General features: G+C 34.8%; 16 protein-coding genes. 4 read left to right on the forward strand and 12 right to left on the reverse strand.

The window, feature by feature from the left end; genetic code table 11:
- Position 1: 1 nt before the first annotated feature.
- From pseI to KFE94_03370, 12 genes are all read right to left on the reverse strand, one after another.
- On the reverse strand, positions 2–1,051 hold the full coding sequence (gene pseI / locus KFE94_03315; protein ID UTW67161.1) for a pseudaminic acid synthase: 1,050 nt from the start codon (positions 1,049–1,051) through the stop codon (positions 2–4).
- Entirely contained in the window at positions 1,044–1,685 is a 642-nt protein-coding gene (locus KFE94_03320; GenBank protein UTW68201.1) for a methionyl-tRNA formyltransferase, read from the reverse strand. Before KFE94_03320 ends, pseI begins: the two co-directional genes overlap by 8 nt.
- The gene (gene pseG, locus KFE94_03325; GenBank protein ID UTW67162.1) at positions 1,679–2,695 is read right to left on the reverse strand and encodes a UDP-2,4-diacetamido-2,4,6-trideoxy-beta-L-altropyranose hydrolase; all 1,017 of its coding nucleotides are present in this window, start codon (positions 2,693–2,695) and stop codon (positions 1,679–1,681) included. Before pseG ends, KFE94_03320 begins: the two co-directional genes overlap by 7 nt.
- Positions 2,688–3,380, reverse strand: a complete 693-nt coding sequence (pseF, locus tag KFE94_03330; protein ID UTW67163.1) for a pseudaminic acid cytidylyltransferase — start codon at positions 3,378–3,380, stop codon at positions 2,688–2,690. Before pseF ends, pseG begins: the two co-directional genes overlap by 8 nt.
- Positions 3,373–4,530: a UDP-4-amino-4,6-dideoxy-N-acetyl-beta-L-altrosamine transaminase gene (gene pseC / locus KFE94_03335; protein UTW67164.1), complete on the reverse strand. Its 1,158-nt coding sequence runs from the start codon at positions 4,528–4,530 to the stop codon at positions 3,373–3,375. Before pseC ends, pseF begins: the two co-directional genes overlap by 8 nt.
- A gap of 27 nt (positions 4,531–4,557) precedes the next feature.
- Positions 4,558–5,568 (reverse strand): UDP-N-acetylglucosamine 4,6-dehydratase (inverting), encoded by a 1,011-nt coding sequence (gene pseB / locus KFE94_03340; protein ID UTW67165.1) that lies wholly within the window; start codon positions 5,566–5,568, stop codon positions 4,558–4,560.
- 38 nt (positions 5,569–5,606) lie between these two features.
- A complete protein-coding gene (locus KFE94_03345) occupies positions 5,607–6,653 on the reverse strand; it encodes a hypothetical protein (protein ID UTW67166.1) in 1,047 nt (348 codons plus the stop codon).
- 71 nt (positions 6,654–6,724) lie between these two features.
- On the reverse strand, positions 6,725–7,783 hold the full coding sequence (locus tag KFE94_03350) for an N-acetylneuraminate synthase family protein (protein UTW67167.1): 1,059 nt from the start codon (positions 7,781–7,783) through the stop codon (positions 6,725–6,727).
- A gap of 1 nt (position 7,784) precedes the next feature.
- On the reverse strand, positions 7,785–9,425 hold the full coding sequence (locus KFE94_03355; protein ID UTW67168.1) for an acylneuraminate cytidylyltransferase: 1,641 nt from the start codon (positions 9,423–9,425) through the stop codon (positions 7,785–7,787).
- 101 nt (positions 9,426–9,526) lie between these two features.
- Positions 9,527–10,156 carry a 16S rRNA (guanine(527)-N(7))-methyltransferase RsmG gene (gene rsmG, locus KFE94_03360; protein ID UTW67169.1) on the reverse strand — a complete coding sequence of 210 codons (630 nt, stop codon included), beginning with the start codon at positions 10,154–10,156 and terminating at the stop codon, positions 9,527–9,529.
- An 86-nt stretch (positions 10,157–10,242) separates the two neighbouring features.
- Complete coding sequence (locus KFE94_03365) at positions 10,243–10,836, reverse strand: sigma-70 family RNA polymerase sigma factor (protein UTW67170.1); 594 nt, start codon at positions 10,834–10,836, stop codon at positions 10,243–10,245.
- 90 nt (positions 10,837–10,926) lie between these two features.
- Complete coding sequence (locus tag KFE94_03370) at positions 10,927–12,084, reverse strand: glycosyltransferase (protein UTW67171.1); 1,158 nt, start codon at positions 12,082–12,084, stop codon at positions 10,927–10,929.
- A gap of 167 nt (positions 12,085–12,251) precedes the next feature.
- Between KFE94_03370 and tgt the strand changes: the two genes are divergently transcribed.
- The 4 genes from tgt to dnaB all read left to right on the forward strand — a co-directional run bounded on the left by tgt (position 12,252) and on the right by dnaB (position 17,141).
- Positions 12,252–13,382, forward strand: coding sequence for a tRNA guanosine(34) transglycosylase Tgt (gene tgt / locus KFE94_03375; GenBank protein ID UTW67172.1), 1,131 nt, complete (start codon positions 12,252–12,254; stop codon positions 13,380–13,382).
- 1 nt (position 13,383) lies between these two features.
- Positions 13,384–14,460 (forward strand): LptF/LptG family permease, encoded by a 1,077-nt coding sequence (locus KFE94_03380; protein UTW67173.1) that lies wholly within the window; start codon positions 13,384–13,386, stop codon positions 14,458–14,460.
- A 79-nt stretch (positions 14,461–14,539) separates the two neighbouring features.
- Entirely contained in the window at positions 14,540–15,496 is a 957-nt protein-coding gene (locus KFE94_03385; protein UTW67174.1) for an acetyl-CoA carboxylase carboxyltransferase subunit alpha, read from the forward strand.
- A gap of 127 nt (positions 15,497–15,623) precedes the next feature.
- Positions 15,624–17,141 (forward strand): replicative DNA helicase, encoded by a 1,518-nt coding sequence (gene dnaB / locus KFE94_03390; protein UTW67175.1) that lies wholly within the window; start codon positions 15,624–15,626, stop codon positions 17,139–17,141.
- Positions 17,142–17,148: the final 7 nt, after the last annotated feature.

Below are 17,148 nucleotides of genomic sequence, written 5' to 3' on the forward strand. Positions count from 1 at the left end.
ATTATAAATCGTTCCAGGTAAGTGGGGTTCCTCTTTCAAAATCTTTGATGGCTACTTTACCTAATATAGATTCATAGTATCTGGGTTCCATACCATCACCCGGTCTGATAATGCGAACATTTTTTTCCGTAAACATTTCCCCCTTTTTAATCTCATTGACTACATATACCGATCGTTTAAATCGTAAACTGGCATTTTCATCTTTTAAAATTTCATATTTTACTTCACCTACCGCTTCCCAAGCACGCTTTGATTCTATAACCAGAGCCTGAAGCTCAGCAGGCTCAATAGAGAAGGCCGCATCTACCCCTCCCTCTTCTCTGGATATAGTAAAGTGTTTCTCTATTACACGCGCACCAAATGCTACAGAAGCAACAGCAGCCCCAATACCCCCGGTATGATCAGACAATCCTGTATAGCAACCGAACATTTCTCTCATATGACTAATAGTCGCTAAATTGGTATTCTTTGGACTTGCAGGATAGGTGCTCGTACATTTTAATAAAATCAAATCCTTACACCCGTTTTCTCTTAAAACACTCACCGAACCAGCAATATCACTTAAAGTAGACGCCCCAGTTGACATGATAACCGGTTTCCCCGTTTTGGCTACCTTTTTAAGTAATGGCCAATCCTTATTTTCAAAAGAAGCAATTTTATAGACGGGAACATCAAGCTCTTCTAAAAAGTCAACTGAAGTAGCATCAAATGGAGTACTAAACGGAATCAAACCTCTCTCCTTTGCCCGATCAAAAATAGGTTTATGCCATTCCCAAGGTGTATACGCAATTTGATAAAGATCATGTAACGTCTTACCGTGCCATAAGGATTTTGGATCATCAATATAAAACAAGCCTTTATCACAAGGGATCGTCATAGTATCAGCCGTATAGGTTTGTATTTTTAAAGCATGTGCTCCTGCATCTGCAGCCGCATCCACAATTTCTAACGCTTTTTCTAATGATTGATTATGATTCCCAGACATCTCTGCAATAATAAATGGAGCACTAGCATCACTAATTTCAAAATCGGCAATCTTAAAACTATTCATTTTCCTCGCTGTATATTTTTATTATGTATTTCTTTTTATTTATCCAAAAATAGGCCGGATAGCGCTCATTATCACACACTCGTAACATATTAAATTGCTCTGCCAAATTTTTTTGAATATCTAACGCACTATCTTTTGCGGTTCTTTTGGCATAAAACGACTCTTCTCCCTTTTGTTCCCGTGCACTAACATTGGGATATGCATTTACGAATCGAACAATTAAATCATTGGTAACTATTCCCTGTATATGTTTGATTTCAGGTAACAGTTCTTGCCCGGTTAATTCCATATATTCCTGATCATAAATCACTCCAGAATCAATAGATTCCGTTGCTTCGAACAGGGTAACCGGAATTCTATTTTTTCCTTCCAATATTTGCCAAGTCACAGGTGACCAACCTTTCCCCCTTGGCAAATCACTTTCATGAACCACCAAATTATGGGTATTTAATACCAAATTAGAAAACTTCTTTTCACACGCTAACAAACACAAAATATCGCCACTCTCCACTTCATCATGTTTATGAATCAAGGACACCTTGTGCCCCAACTGTTGTAACTTGGTTAATAGTTCTTTTGCATAGGGAATAATCCAAGAACCTTTATTGTCTACTAAAAGTTGAATCTTCATGATATGTTTTTAAATAGATTTTGATAACGACCTTTCACTTGGGAATCAATAATATGCGTATGTCTTTCTTGAATACTCTTCAATTCCAGAAGATTCAATTCTTTCCATGCACTAGCAAAATCTTTAAATTTATTGGAATCCACAAATGCATGAAGGGCCTTAAATCCATTAAAAATTTTCAATTGATTATCAGCGTAATAACCAGAAATTATGGGTAATCGCATAGCGATCGCCTCAAAAAGTAAACCACTTGCTGGCAAAACACCAAAATCAGCACCTTTCATTAACTGACACATTTCAATTTCAGATAGCCCTTGATGGACCTTCACTCTTTCATTTTGTATAAAAGGAGAAAGTGAATCCATGTAGGCATAACTATTCCCGATGACAACATCAAACTCCACTTTCGTATGCTTTACGAACCAATCAAGGGTCAATTTTGTCAGGTTGTAAAAATCAGCTCCACCAAAAGAAATTACTGCTTTTTTCAATTTATTTTTCACCTCATACCCATTAGTCATTGCTTGCAAAAATGCTGGTCTCAATAATGCGTACTTAGGACCTAATGCTGTACCAAAACAGTTACTAGGTAAGACATAATTCTTTTCTTCCACTCCTGGTGCATGATTAATTATTAGATCCACTTCATATGTTCCGCCACCATCATCTTCTATCATCACCACATAGACATCATTCCTTTTTAGTTTACGACAGTAGTCTAACCCAAACCAATATCCATCCAAGACCACAATATCAACCCCTTTAGCATAATCTCCTAAATCAAATGGTATATAGCCTATTCTCTCATCCGGAGTGGTATAAACGAAAGCCTTCAATTCTATTAAATTGAAACCACTTTCAATAATTACCTTCTGAAGACTTTGTGAAGGAGCAGAAACGGCAAAACTGATTTGAAAATTATCCGCTAACATTTTGGCCAGAGCTAAACATCTGTAAAAGTGCCCCCAACCAATTTTAGCATTAGCATCTACTCTAAAAAGAATTTTAGTCATTCAACATCAACTTATATTTTAACTCAGCTAGTAGCCAATCTGTTTCAGTATCAATATCCTGTCCTTCTATTTCAGAAATTACAATATAACCACTATTTGATGTGTAAAGCTTTTGGTTTTCCACAAATTTCTTTAAATCGCAAAAGTAAAACTGTCCCGCATCATGATACATTGTTTCTAAATCTTGTGATCGTGTATTCATATACTCTGGAAAATTCATAATAACTTTGTCGCCCTGAGTTTTTAACGACCTCTGAACAGGAAAGCCAAATGACATTATTGGAAATACAGTGTCAAAATTCCCCTTAACCAATTTAGTAAATGCTTCCGTCAACTTTTCTTTTGTAACGAAAGGAGCCGTTGGATAAATACACACTCCGTAATCAAAATGATTCCCTTGTTTAGTGTATTCTTCAATTACTTCAAGCATTACATCTGAAGTACTAGCAAAATCATCTGAATTTTTCATGGAACGCAAAAAAGGTACTTTTGCACCATATTTCAATGCGATTTCTTTAATCTCCAAATCATCTGTAGATACCATTACCTCATCAAAAAGTTTCGACTCAATAGCTGCGCGGATGGAATACGCAATAATCGGCTTTCCTGAAAATTTCTTGATATTTTTTCGTGGAATCCTTTTACTTCCTCCTCTAGCGGTAATAATCGCTATATTCTTAGGCATTGTAAAATTCGTTTATTTTATCAATAACAAAACACTGTTCCTCATCTGTCAAAGAAGGAAACATAGGTAAACTTAAGCAACGGGAATAATAAGCCTCCGCATTTGGTAGGTCACCTTCTTTCCAACCTAAACCACGATAATAAGGACTAAGATGAACAGGAATATAATGTACTTGTCCAAAGACACCATGTTCCCTTAAATAATCATAAAGTTCTTTTCTTCTATCAGTTAAAATCACATATAAATGATATGCATGTCCAATTCCTTGATCAACGAAAGGTGTCTTGATTTGACAAACATTTTCAAAAGCTTTATTGTATTTCTCAGCAATTTCATTTCTTCTAACTATTCCTCTTTTTGCCCTATCTAATTGAGAAATACCTAATGCACAATTTATATCTGACAAACGATAATTATACCCCAATTCCTGCATCTCATAATACCATCCTCCATGATTTTCATTTAGTTTATTCGGTTCCTTAGTAATCCCATGTGAACTGTATAACTTGAGTTTTTTATACAACTCTTCACTATTTGTTGTTACCATCCCACCTTCTCCGGTAGCGATATGTTTTACAGGGTGAAATGAGAATACTTGCAAATCGGAATAAGCTCCATTCCCACAATATTGAATCTTATTTTTAGAATCCACAAAATAACCTCCTGGTGCATGACATGCATCTTCAATAATCCACATGTCATATTTTAGCGCAATTTCCTTTAATCTTTCTGCATTAATCGGGTACCCTGCAAAATCTACAGGTATAATACCTTTGTATGTTCCTTTAGGAGCTTTTTCTAGTTTTTCTTCTAAGAGATCTAAATCCATCAAATAAGTTGAAGAATCTATATCTACAAAATCTATATCAGCTCCACAATACAATACCGAATTAGCAGATGCTGCAAACGTTATCGGTGTAGTAATAACCTTGTCACCTTTGTTTAACCCTAAAACCAAATTAGCCAAATGCAATGCATCTGTTCCATTTGTTACAGCTACAGCATACTTTGCTCCAACATAATTCGCAAATTTATCTTCAAACTCTTTAACCATTGGTCCCTGAGTCAAAAAGTCCGATTTTAACGTTTGGATAACCTTAGTTATATCCTCTTCTGTTATATTCTGCCTTCCATAAGGTATTATCTTCATAACAAATCAACTTCAATAAATATATTCCTAAATGGTACTATCCACGTGAGATTTAATTAAACTCCTTAAACTATCTATTGTTTCCCATTCGGTATTATCTCCAGAATTGTATGAAAACCCAGATGGAACTAATTTGGCATTTTGTTGTTCTATAAAAGAACTCAAATTAAAAGTTGGCTGCGATGGTAATATTGCATAATAGGTTCCTAGATCATATGTATAAAAAGCATCTGAAGTAGTTATCATCTCTTCATGGATTTTTTCACCAGGCCTTATCCCTACAACCTTTTTCTCACAATCTGGTCCAATCGCTTCAGCAACATCCATAATCCTGTATGAAGGAATTTTCGGAACAAAAATTTCTCCACCCCAAGCATTTTCTATTGCATGGAACACCATATCAATTCCTCCATCTAGTGAAATATTGAATCTTGTCATTTTTTTATCCGTAATAGGTAAAACTCCTTCCTTTCTTTTATCCATAAAAAAAGGTATTACAGATCCATTCGATCCCATAACATTACCATATCTCACCACTGAAAATCTCAAATCACGATCTCCCTTGATATTATTTGCTGCAACGAATAACTTATCCGAGGCTAGCTTTGTTGCTCCATAAAGATTAATCGGGGCACATGCCTTATCCGTAGATAAAGCTACCACGTCTTTAACCCCAGTTTTCAAACAAGCATCAATTACATTTTGAGCTCCAGAAATATTAGTTTTAACTGCTTCATCCGGGTTATACTCTGCTAGATGAACATGTTTCATTGCAGCGGCATGAATTACAATATCAATTCCCTCCATCGCTCTAATCAACCTTTCTTTATCTCGCACATCTCCAATAAAAAATCGAATCGCTGGATATTCATAATGAGGAAACTCCTGATCCATAACAAATTGCTTTTGTTCATCCCTAGAATAAATCACCACTCTTTTAACATTTGGCCATTGACCAAAAATCCTTCTAGTCATTTGCTTCCCTAATGATCCAGTTCCACCGGTAATTAGAATTGACTTACCATTTAAATCCAACATGTTTTTTATTTTATTATTTTAAACTTAGTTATAAGACTCTATTTTTTCTTTCCTAAACCAATTAAATAATGATTCAATTCAATCCCAATTAAAACCAATAACATCAATGAAATAATTACTAGAGGAAATCTAATCATTGACTTATCCATTGCAGAGTTTTTTTCAAATCCAACAGATTGGAAATTTGACACTATATTTAGAATTTCAGATTGTAAGATTCTTGATCTACTCAAGTCGTCCAGTCTTTTATTTACTTTTTGTTCTTCAGAAAAAAGTTTAAGCTCATTTGACGAATCTTTCTCTCCCCCCATATTGATGCTGGTTCCTTGAACAGATTCTTTTTTAGCTTCAAGCAACAAAACATCTTTATACACACTTCTTAGCGAATCTATTTCACTTAAAGAAGACTCCAAATATTGCTGGTTTCTGTCTAACAATTCTTTTTCAGACTCTTCTAGTCTTTTGAAATAGTTATTGTCTACGACATTAGAAACGATATCCTTTTCTAGTTTGATAAATACATTATTAGAATTAGACACAACAATAATCTCGTGTTGACTAAAAGAATATTCTGGAAAATTATCCTTGTAGCTTTCATAATCAAAATTTAGAGCAATTGTCGAGTCAATAGAACTTAAAAACTCATCATAAGTAGACAGCAAATAATTTTCATTAATTACTGGTTGAATCTCAAAACTAACCAAAGACTCCGCTTCCTCAGTTGAAATATGAAATACTTCAGAAAGCATTTTCGTATTTCCTTGCGCAATTAATTCGTCATAAAAACTAATATTTTTATATAGCTGGCGGCCGCTTTCATAGTTCGGTTTGACCACCATGGACGCCTCATATTGAGGCTCCGCTATATAATCCAATAAAAATCCAATTGCTCCACCTAATCCCCCAACTATCATCAACTTGATAATATGCTTTCTAAGAAATAGCAAACAGGCTAAAAAGATATTCAACAATCCAAATATTAAATTCTTAATAAAATCAACAAAACCCTTTATTCCATCACCAATAAAAGTAAACAACTGACTTAAATCTATTTCTTCGTCTTTATGGGAAGTATTATCTGACATGGTTCAAAATTTTCGCGCAAAAGTAGTAATTAATCCCCTTTAATGAAATTAAATTATTCTACCAAGAACCACTATTCTATACAACTCCATTTAAGAATATCATCTTCGGCCAAATCCTTGTTCACGGTCTTTCCTAAAACATTACTTATTTCGCTAGGAGAAATCCCACTTGCGGGTCTCTTCCATGTCAAATGATCACGCGTTAAAACTTCTCCTGAAGATATCTCCCTTGATAAAACCAAGCTTCTTCTTGCATTTTTTCTTGCAGGATTTTCGGTAACAAGAGGTTCCTTCCTTTGCTTACCGATCAGCTCATAAACCAAATCCATCTTTTTATGAAAAAGCTTTAAATCCTCCTTATCCATTGCATGGTAATGGTCATTTCCAGGTAAACTTTTATCATGAGTAAAGTGTTTTTCAAGAACTACAGCCCCTAGCAAATTTGCTATTTTCAAAACTTCCATATCTCCTGGTACGGTATGGTCAGAATATCCAGGAATCGTATTTGGATATCGCTTAAATTGATCAATAAGCATTCCTAAGTTAGCATTTTCATTTAATGTTGGATAATTTAATATACACCCCATCAAACATACAACCGAATCATACTTTGAGATTGTTTCTAAGGCTCTCTCTATTTCCCAATGATAAGATGCGCCCGTAGACAAAATAATTGGCTTTTTATAGCTAGCTAATATTTCAATGAAAGGTAAATTCGTTATATCAGAAGATGATATTTTAAAAACATCCATTAAGTCATTCAAAAAATGAGCCGATTCCACATCAAATGGAGTAGACATAAATTCAATATCCATTGAATCACAATACTTCTTCAATTGCTCAAATTCACTTTTCCAAAATTTATCATATTTCTTAAACAGCTCAAATTGACTTGCTGTTGGTTCTTTTTCTGTATCCCAATACGCAGGACTATCTTTAGAAGCTATCTTACCTGCTTTGTAAGTTTGAAACTTAATCGCATCTGCCCCCCCTTCCTTGGCTTCATCAATAAGACGTTTTGCCAATTCAATAGATCCCTCGTGATTGACACCCGCTTCAGCAATAATATATGGTCTCATTAACCTATCATCACCTTCCTTAAAAACTTTAAAAAAATCTATAATCTTCATTTTATCTATCTATCACGCTATTTATCAATTTCATTACCCTTTTTTTCCCGCCTTTCAAATCACTATCTAGCATCCTAGAACTCATAAACTCACGCACATCATGATTTAAGACTTTTCTAAATGTATCTAAAATTTCAACATCAGATGTTTCATATCCTAAACCAAGATTGTAAAATCCATTTTCTTGAGATGCAAAGAAATGTGTTAATTCTCTTTCATTTTGGCAAAGAACTATACTTGGAACTCCTATTGAAGCTGCTTCGAATGTTGTCCTTCCAGCTGAAGTAAATATTATGTCGGAATTTCTCATTACAGTAGAGATATCAGATACATTGGACTTTATTTCTACGTTTGAATACGTATTTTTCAACTTATTCACTTCTTGATATCCCAACCCAACGATTACCACCAAACTAATATTTCTACTTTCACACTCTTTATTTATTACCTTCAAAACTCTTTCAGTAAAATTATTAGGATCGACTCCTCCAAAGGACAACAAAACTCTAGATACTTTAGGATTAACGTATAGATTATCAGTATACAAAAACTCATTTCTTAAAATAAAATATTTGGCTCCAAAATAATGATTGGATATCATACCCTTTTCAGGATACATTGCGTTAAGTACTAAATCCGCTTTTTTGGCTCCTGAACCTAAATCTTCAAAGTTTATTACTGTACATCCTGCTGCTTTAAGTTGATCAACATAATTCGATTCCGTATCAAGTCTATCATTAATAATTACATCAGGACTCAAATTAAGAATTTCGGGAACAATGTCTTCTGTTTTCTGAATATATACTTCATAATTATATTCCGTTATTTTCTCATACGCTAATTGACTATCAGAATCAACCAGGAAAATAACTTTATGATTCAATATCTCATTTGCAATACTCAGCGTATTGTACACGTGCCCCATACCAACAATATTATTACCAGTAACCACAAATAATAAGGTTTTCTTATTCAAATAATACTCACATAAATTCCAATCCTCAAAGTCATCTATATCTATGGATTCTTTCTTTGATAAGGGGTAAATAGTTACATTATTTCCCAGTCTGGAACTTTCACTAACATATTCAGATTTTGTAATCAAAAAGCCTCCGGTTTCCTTGAAAACCTGAGGTAAATACTGTCTATTTACACGTTTTTCATAATTGGGTTCAAATCCAAAACTAGTTTTCTTCCAGGTTAAATGACTATCATTTACACCTGAAAGTATTGTATCAATATTTGAGTCATTCATCATAAGAATAGCCTGACGCAAACTATTAGATTTCAATAATGGAGAAGTAGGTTGCAAAGTAATTACATACTTATAATCATATCCTCTTGCATCTTTCATTCTGATATAAGCATCATATATTACTGGATCTAAAGTTACACTGTCTTCAGAGATTTCATTCTTTCGCTTTAATGGCACAGCTCCAAACTTCTCAGCAAGTAATAATATCTCATCATCATCGCTTGAGACACAGCAATCTAATTCAACCTTACAGTTTAAAGCATTACTAATAGAATAATAAATCAATGGCTTACTATTCAATGCTCTTAAATTTTTTTGAGGAATACCTTTAGATCCTCCACGCGCAGGGATAACAACAAGTATATCCGATTGTTTATTCTCGTTCACTAAACTCAATGTTCAAAATTAACTGGATTGTATAACTAATTTCATCTCAAATATACATCTAAGCCCTATTATCGCCTAAAGAATAATCAGAACCATTTGGCCTAGTAAGGAACAAATATCAATTTCTTTGTTTCAAAGAAATCTTCTTCGTAATACGCATTTAGGTTAACCTCCTGATAAGCAGATCGAATTTCACGCATTTCTTCATCCAAATCCCCTCCTTTTAATGCTAAAATCCCATTATTTACTCCTTCTATTCTTGGTGCATTTATTTTTTGATGTACCCAATGACGAAACGGTTTCATTCTGGTAACCGCTCGGCTCACCACAACGTTGAACTTTCCTTGTACTTTTTCAGCTCTTCCATGAATAGCTTTAACATTTTCTAATCCTAATGATTCTGAGACAGCCTTAACTACTTTAATCTTTTTTCCAATTGAATCTACCATTAGAAATTCCGCCTCCGGAAACATAATTGCCAATGGAATTCCTGGGAAACCACCTCCGCAACCCACATCTAAGACCTGCGTTCCGGAAGGAAAACTTGTAAACTTAGCTATAGCAAGACTATGTAACACATGTCTGGTATACAATTCATCAATATCTTTCCTGGAAATCACATTGATCTGTTCATTCCATTCCCTATACAAATCATTTAACGCGCTAAACAATTCTTTCTGGTGATCGGTTAAATTATCAAAATATTTCTCAATGATTTCTATTCCATCCATACCGCAAATGTATACCAGTATACCATAAAAAAATAGCCTCCCGCTGTTTCCCAACAACCGGAGGCCCTAACCTACTATACTAATCGTTAATATTGTAATGCAAACTGCGAGTTTCCTATCATATCCTCAAGCATCCCTCTTGCTCTATGAAGTCTGGTTTTCACCGTGCCTTCTGGCAAATCAGTCTGCGAGGCGATCTCAGCATAACTCAGTTCTTTAAAATATCTTAGCGTTATCAACTCTTTATAAATTCCTTTCAATTCGGAAACAAAATTTCGAATAGCTTCAATTCGCTCTTCTTTTTCTATCTCTTCTATTGGAGTTAAAACGTCAGATTTCAAATTATATTCTTGAATCTCTCCATATTCATTAGATATTGCATCTATTGATGTGGTAGACAATGTTTTCTTTCTTAAAGAATCTATCGTATGATTAATACTTACACGTTTTAACCAAGTGCTAAAAGCATGTTTTGGTTCATATTGATCCAATTGCTCAAACGCTTTGGCCATTGACTCCATCATCAAATCGTTGGCTAACTCCTCGTTCTGAACGCGCTTATAAATTTCGAAGAAAATACTCTTAGAGTAAAGATTCATTAATTGCTCATAAGCACGCTGGTCTCCATTTTTAGCTTTTAAGATTAACTCGTAATCTCTTTTTGCTTTGATTGTCAACATAATTCAAATTTTGAGTGAATAAGCGTACTTTTATTTCATATGGCAATTTTTGTCGTTAATGTGAAAAATAATTTTACGATACAAACGTAATTATATCCAACGTTTGCGTTGATCTTCTTTAACAATATTTAAGAAGCTTACCCAAGGGTAAAACAGCATCAAAGCCCACTCTAAAATCCAGCTCCACAGGAATAAATCCAATACTTTTAACCTTCTCATGATTAAAAACTGAATTATACCCTGTAACAATATTTTCACCCCATACATTCCTAAAACAAGCTCGAATCCGAAATTCAAAATCAGTAAAATCACAAACAAGGCATTAAGAATATATTGACTAATAGGATATACCAGTAGCAGTACTTTATGAATCAGTTTATACTTTGGAGCTGTAGTTAGATGTCTCCGTTTTTGAAACTCCCATTTGGCATAGGTACTCTTTGCCACACTATATGTAAATGACTCTGGCGACAACTCTACTCCAGTATTCTTTGAATTAGAAACTTCATTTATAAATAAATCATCATCTCCGGAAACCACATTTAAATGAGAAGTAAACCCTTTTGCATCAAAATACAGATACGAATGATATCCCATATTCCTACCGACCCCCATATATGGCACACCAGAAATGGCAAATGACAAATATTGTACAGCTATCTTATAAGCATCAAATCGAATTAGTTTATTCAGAAAACCGGATTCCTTTTTAAAAGGACTATATCCTAAAACGACTTTCTTAAACATCAAACGCTCCGCCATGTTTCTTAACCATAAATCCGAATCAGGGTAACAATCTGCATCGATAAATACCAAATGAGGATATTTAGCCGCTTTAATTCCCATGGTTATAGCATATTTTTTTCCTCCTTCAAAATCTCCACTTTCAACCAGCTTACTCGTCCTAAAATTAGGATACTTCTGAGAATATTCCCTTAGTACATCAACAGTATCATCCAAACTACAATCGTCTACCACAATAACCTCGAACTCTACATCCTTTTGTGTCATTATCGCAGGTAGATGTTCTCGAAGCATATTGGCATCATCTCGTGATGCAATAATCACGGAAACAGGGTCTGGATGAACTTTTTTATCCTTTTTTTTATAAAAAATAAGACGACTAAAAATGAATAAATGATAGATCATAAACAGGATCAGCGCAATACTATAACCCCACAATACAATAGCATTCAACCCATTAAGATTGAAATCGAATAATTCAATGTATCTCTGAAACTGCTCCAACTAAATTCATTACTGGTTATTTTCCAAAAATAGTCTCAGAATAGGGTCTACCTATAGCAATCACATATCTTTGCCCGCGACTTTTCAACAAATTATCATTGAGATTATTCGCTCTACTTTGATAAGTTTATTGACTATCGTTTAAATCAATTAAACATCTGTTTATAATGGAATTTAAGATTAAAGCAAAAGATGATAACTCTAAAGCCAGAGCTGGTAAAATAAAAACGGATCACGGAGAAATCCTAACTCCTATATTTATGCCTGTGGGTACTGCTGGTACTGTTAAATCGGTCCACCAGAAAGAGCTAAAAGAAGATATTAAGGCGCAGATTATTTTGGGTAATACGTATCATCTTTATTTAAGACCAGGGCTAGATACTTTACAAAAAGCAGGTGGATTACATAAATTCATAAATTGGGATAAACCTATTCTGACCGATAGTGGCGGCTATCAGGTATACTCTTTATCTGGCAGAAACAAAATCAATGAGGATGGGGTCAAGTTTTCTTCCCATATCGATGGGTCAAAACATTTGTTCACTCCGGAAAATGTAATGGACACACAACGAATTATCGGGGCCGATATCATGATGGCATTTGATGAATGTACGCCATATCCATGCGATTATCATTATGCTAAAAATTCCATGCATATGACGCATAGATGGTTAGATCGTTGTATCAATAGATTCAATGAAACGGAAGGAGTTTATGGTCATAATCAGGCTTTATTCCCAATTGTACAGGGGTCAACCTATAAAGATTTAAGAAAACAATCCGCTGAATATATCGCATCGAAAAACGCATTTGGAAATGCCATTGGGGGGTTATCCGTTGGAGAACCTCATGAAGATATGTATGCCATGACCGAGGTTGTTTGTGATATTCTTCCTGATGATAAACCAAGATATTTAATGGGAGTCGGTACTCCTGAAAATATTTTGGAATCTATAGCTTTAGGAGTGGATATGTTTGATTGTGTAATGCCCACCCGAAATGCCAGAAATGGTCAACTATTTACAAGAAATGGGATTATTAACATAAAAAATAAAAAATGGGAAAATGATTTTTCACCATTAGACCCTGATGGCACAACTTATGTTGATCAGTATTATTCTAAAGCATACTTAAGACATCTTATTCATTCCAAAGAAATTTTAGCAGCTCAAATCGCTTCTATACACAATTTGGGATTCTATCTTTGGTTAGTATCCGAAGCACGTAATCAAATTCTTAATGGTACATTTGATGCATGGAAAACTAAAATGGTTAAAAAAGTAACGCAAAGACTGTAAGTTGAAAAAATTAGATATCTATATCATAAAGAAATTCCTGACAACGTTTTTCTTTATTCTTGGGATTATGATGGTGATTGCCATCATTTTTGACGTTTCCGAAAAGCTTGATGACTTTTTAAAACATGATGTTCCAATGGAGGAAATCGTGTTCAATTATTATATCAATTTCGTTTTCTTTTACGGAAACCTCTTTAGTCCTCTATTGATATTCTTATCCGTTATTATTTTCACTTCAAGCATGGCTTTTAAAAGTGAAATTATTGCGATTCTAAGCTCAGGGATATCCTTTAATAGACTTCTCGTTCCATATTTTATCACTGCTACGATCCTGGCTTTAATTTCATTTTATTTTAATCATTTTGTGGTTCCTCATGCCAGTAAGGAAAGACTTGCATTTGAATTAGCCTATGTGGGGTATCACGCGAAAAACCCACATAAAAACCTCCATAAACAAATTAAACCGGGTCACTATATCTATGTAGAAAACTATAATGTGGATCGCGATATTGGTTATAAATTCACTTATGAGATTCTGAATGAAGGAAAACTTGAATACAAATTACTTGCTGATTATATCCAATGGGATACAACTGCTAACAAATGGGAGCTTCGTAACTACTACATTAGAGAAATTCAAGATGGTAAAGAAAAACTTTACGGAGGGAAAGTGATCGATACTACTATGTCGTTTCTACCTGATGAATTTGAACATAAAGATTATAACATTGCGATGATGGACACTCCTGAATTAATGGAGTTTATCGAAGATGAAAAACTACGAGGATCCGAGCTTATTCCCACTTATGAGGTAGAAAAAAATCAGCGAACTGCGATGCCTATTGCGACCTATATTTTGGTTCTAATTGGTGTCTCATTTGCGAGTCGTAAAGTACGTGGAGGAATAGGGTTGCACCTGGCTATTAGTGTGGCAATCAGCTTTATATATATTTTCGCTATGCAAGTCACCAAAGTCTACGCTATCAAAGCAGGCCTTAATCCACTTATCGCAGTGTGGATACCCAACATTTTCTTTGGGATTCTTGCATTTTACTTCTATTATCGCGCCCCAAAATAAATTTAGGGTATTTGAAACCGAGCGTATATGGATTATGCTTACTTTCGATCCTCAAATATTTTCTAAAATAAATTGACGTATGGCAGCATATTTAGAATTCGAAAAGCCTATTGCAGACTTAGAAGAACAATTGGAAAAGGCTTTAGAAATAGCGGATATAGGACAAGTTGATGCTTCACAAACCATCAATGATTTAAAAAAGAAAATCAACGAAACAAAAAAAGAAGTTTATGCCAAATTAACACCTTGGCAAAGAGTTCAGGTATCTAGACATCCTGAGCGACCATATACATTGGATTATATCACTGGAATGACTGATGGAAATTTCGTGGAACTTCACGGTGATAGAAACGTAAAAGACGATAAAGCAATTGTTGGTGGACTAGGTTCTATCGATGGTAAATCATATATGTTCATCGGACAGCAAAAAGGCATCAATACCAAAATGCGTCAATATAGAAATTTTGGTATGGCCAATCCAGAAGGATACAGAAAAGCACTTCGTCTAATGAAATTGGCTGAAAAATTTAATAAACCAATCATTACTCTAATTGATACTCCGGGAGCATACCCAGGATTAGAAGCAGAAGAGCGTGGTCAGGGTGAAGCTATTGCACGTAACCTATTTGAAATGTTCCAATTAAAAGTTCCAATCATTTGTATTGTAATTGGAGAAGGGGCTTCAGGAGGTGCTTTAGGTATTGGTATCGGTGATCGCGTTTTAATGCTTGAAAACACCTGGTATTCAGTTATATCTCCAGAGTCATGTAGTTCTATTTTATGGCGCTCTTGGGAGCATAAGGAAAAAGCTGCTGAAGCTTTAAAACTTACCTCAAAAGACATGCTTAAGAATAAACTAATTGATGGTATTATTAAAGAACCTGCAGGTGGAGCACATTCTAATAAGGCAGACATGGTAAAACGTGTAAAAAGAGAGGTGATCAAATCTGTTAAGGCTTTAGAAGAAATCGATCCGGAAGAGCTTATCGAAAACAGAATTCAAAAATTCTGTGATATGGGCGTCTACGCGAAATAAGCTTCCATAAATATTCTTTTACACAATTGTTCATAATATATATGGACAATTTGTTGAGAAATGTACATTATATTCATTACAATATAATGCAGGTATTCCTGTAACTTTGTGTAAACACATCACGTTAATGAGCGAACAAATTAGCAATACAAAATTCAAAAGAAATACTCCTAAAACATCTCCATTCGGAATGGAGATGGGAAAAATACCACCTCAAGCTCTAGAACTCGAGGAAGCAGTTTTAGGGGCTTTATTGCTAGAAAAAAAAGCCGTTGATGATGTGGTGGATATCCTTTCTCCGGATTCTTTTTATAAAGAAGCGCATCAAAAAATTTATAGTGCTGTAAAAGAGCTTTTCGGAGAATCCAAGCCTATCGATTTACTTACTGTTACAGAAAAATTAAAAAGCAACGGGGAGCTCGAATTTGTTGGTGGACCATATTATATTTCTCAATTAACCAATAGGGTTGCCTCAGCAGCTAATATTGAGTTTCATGCGAGAATTATTGCACAAAAACATATTCTAAGGGAATTAATCCGAATTTCTTCAAATACAATTACAAAAGCATTTGACGATACATCGGATGTATTTGATCTCTTGGACGAGGCTGAAGATGCTTTATTTCAAGTGGCCCAAAACAATATTAGTAAATCAGGAGAAAGCATGTCTTCTCTGGTGCAACAGGCCATTTCAAAAATTGAAGAATTAGGAAATAAAGAAGAAGGTGTTAGTGGTGTACCTACTGGTTTTAGAGATTTAGATGAAATGACCTCGGGGCTTCAACCATCGGATTTGATCATCCTGGCGGCAAGACCTGCAATGGGTAAAACCTCATTTTCTTTAACTTTAGCAAGAAATACTGCTGTGGACTTTGGTCAAGGTGTCGCGGTCTTTTCGCTAGAGATGTCCTCAGTTCAATTGGTTACCAGACTAATTTCTGCAGAAACACAATTGACATCAGAAAAACTTCGTAAGGGGAAGCTAACCGATTACGAATGGGAGCAATTAACTTCCAAAATTGATAATCTATCAAAAGCGCCAATATTTATTGATGATACACCTGCAATTTCTGTATTCGAACTTCGAGCAAAAGTAAGACGACTCAAATCTCAGCACGATATTCAATTGATTGTAATTGATTATCTCCAATTAATGACTGCAGGTGGTAGTGGTGGAAATAGAGAACAAGAAATCTCCACAATCTCCAGATCCTTAAAAAGTATTGCAAAAGAAATTAACGTTCCAGTGATTGCCTTATCTCAGCTAAGTCGTGCTGTGGAAACCAGAACAGGACACAAACGTCCTATGTTATCGGACTTGAGGGAATCCGGAGCAATTGAGCAAGATGCAGATATTGTAATGTTCCTATACCGTCCAAGTTATTATGGATTTACAGAAGATGAAGAGGGCAATTCTGTGGAAGGTATTACAGAACTTATTGTAGCTAAACACCGTAATGGTAAAGTAGATACCGTCAAGCTCAAATTTGTGGATCATTTAGCTAAATTTGTGGATAACGATTATAACGAAATGTCATTTGGAGGAGCATTGCCACAATCCGATGATTTTGGAGGAAATTACACGGTATCAAGTAAAATGAATGATGACCTTCCTCCTGCTGACGATGACTTTGCACCTTTCTAAAAAAAGA

The organism is bacterium SCSIO 12643 (genome assembly GCA_024398135.1).
In the GTDB taxonomy this organism is placed as follows: domain Bacteria; phylum Bacteroidota; class Bacteroidia; order Flavobacteriales_G; family Salibacteraceae; genus CAJXZP01.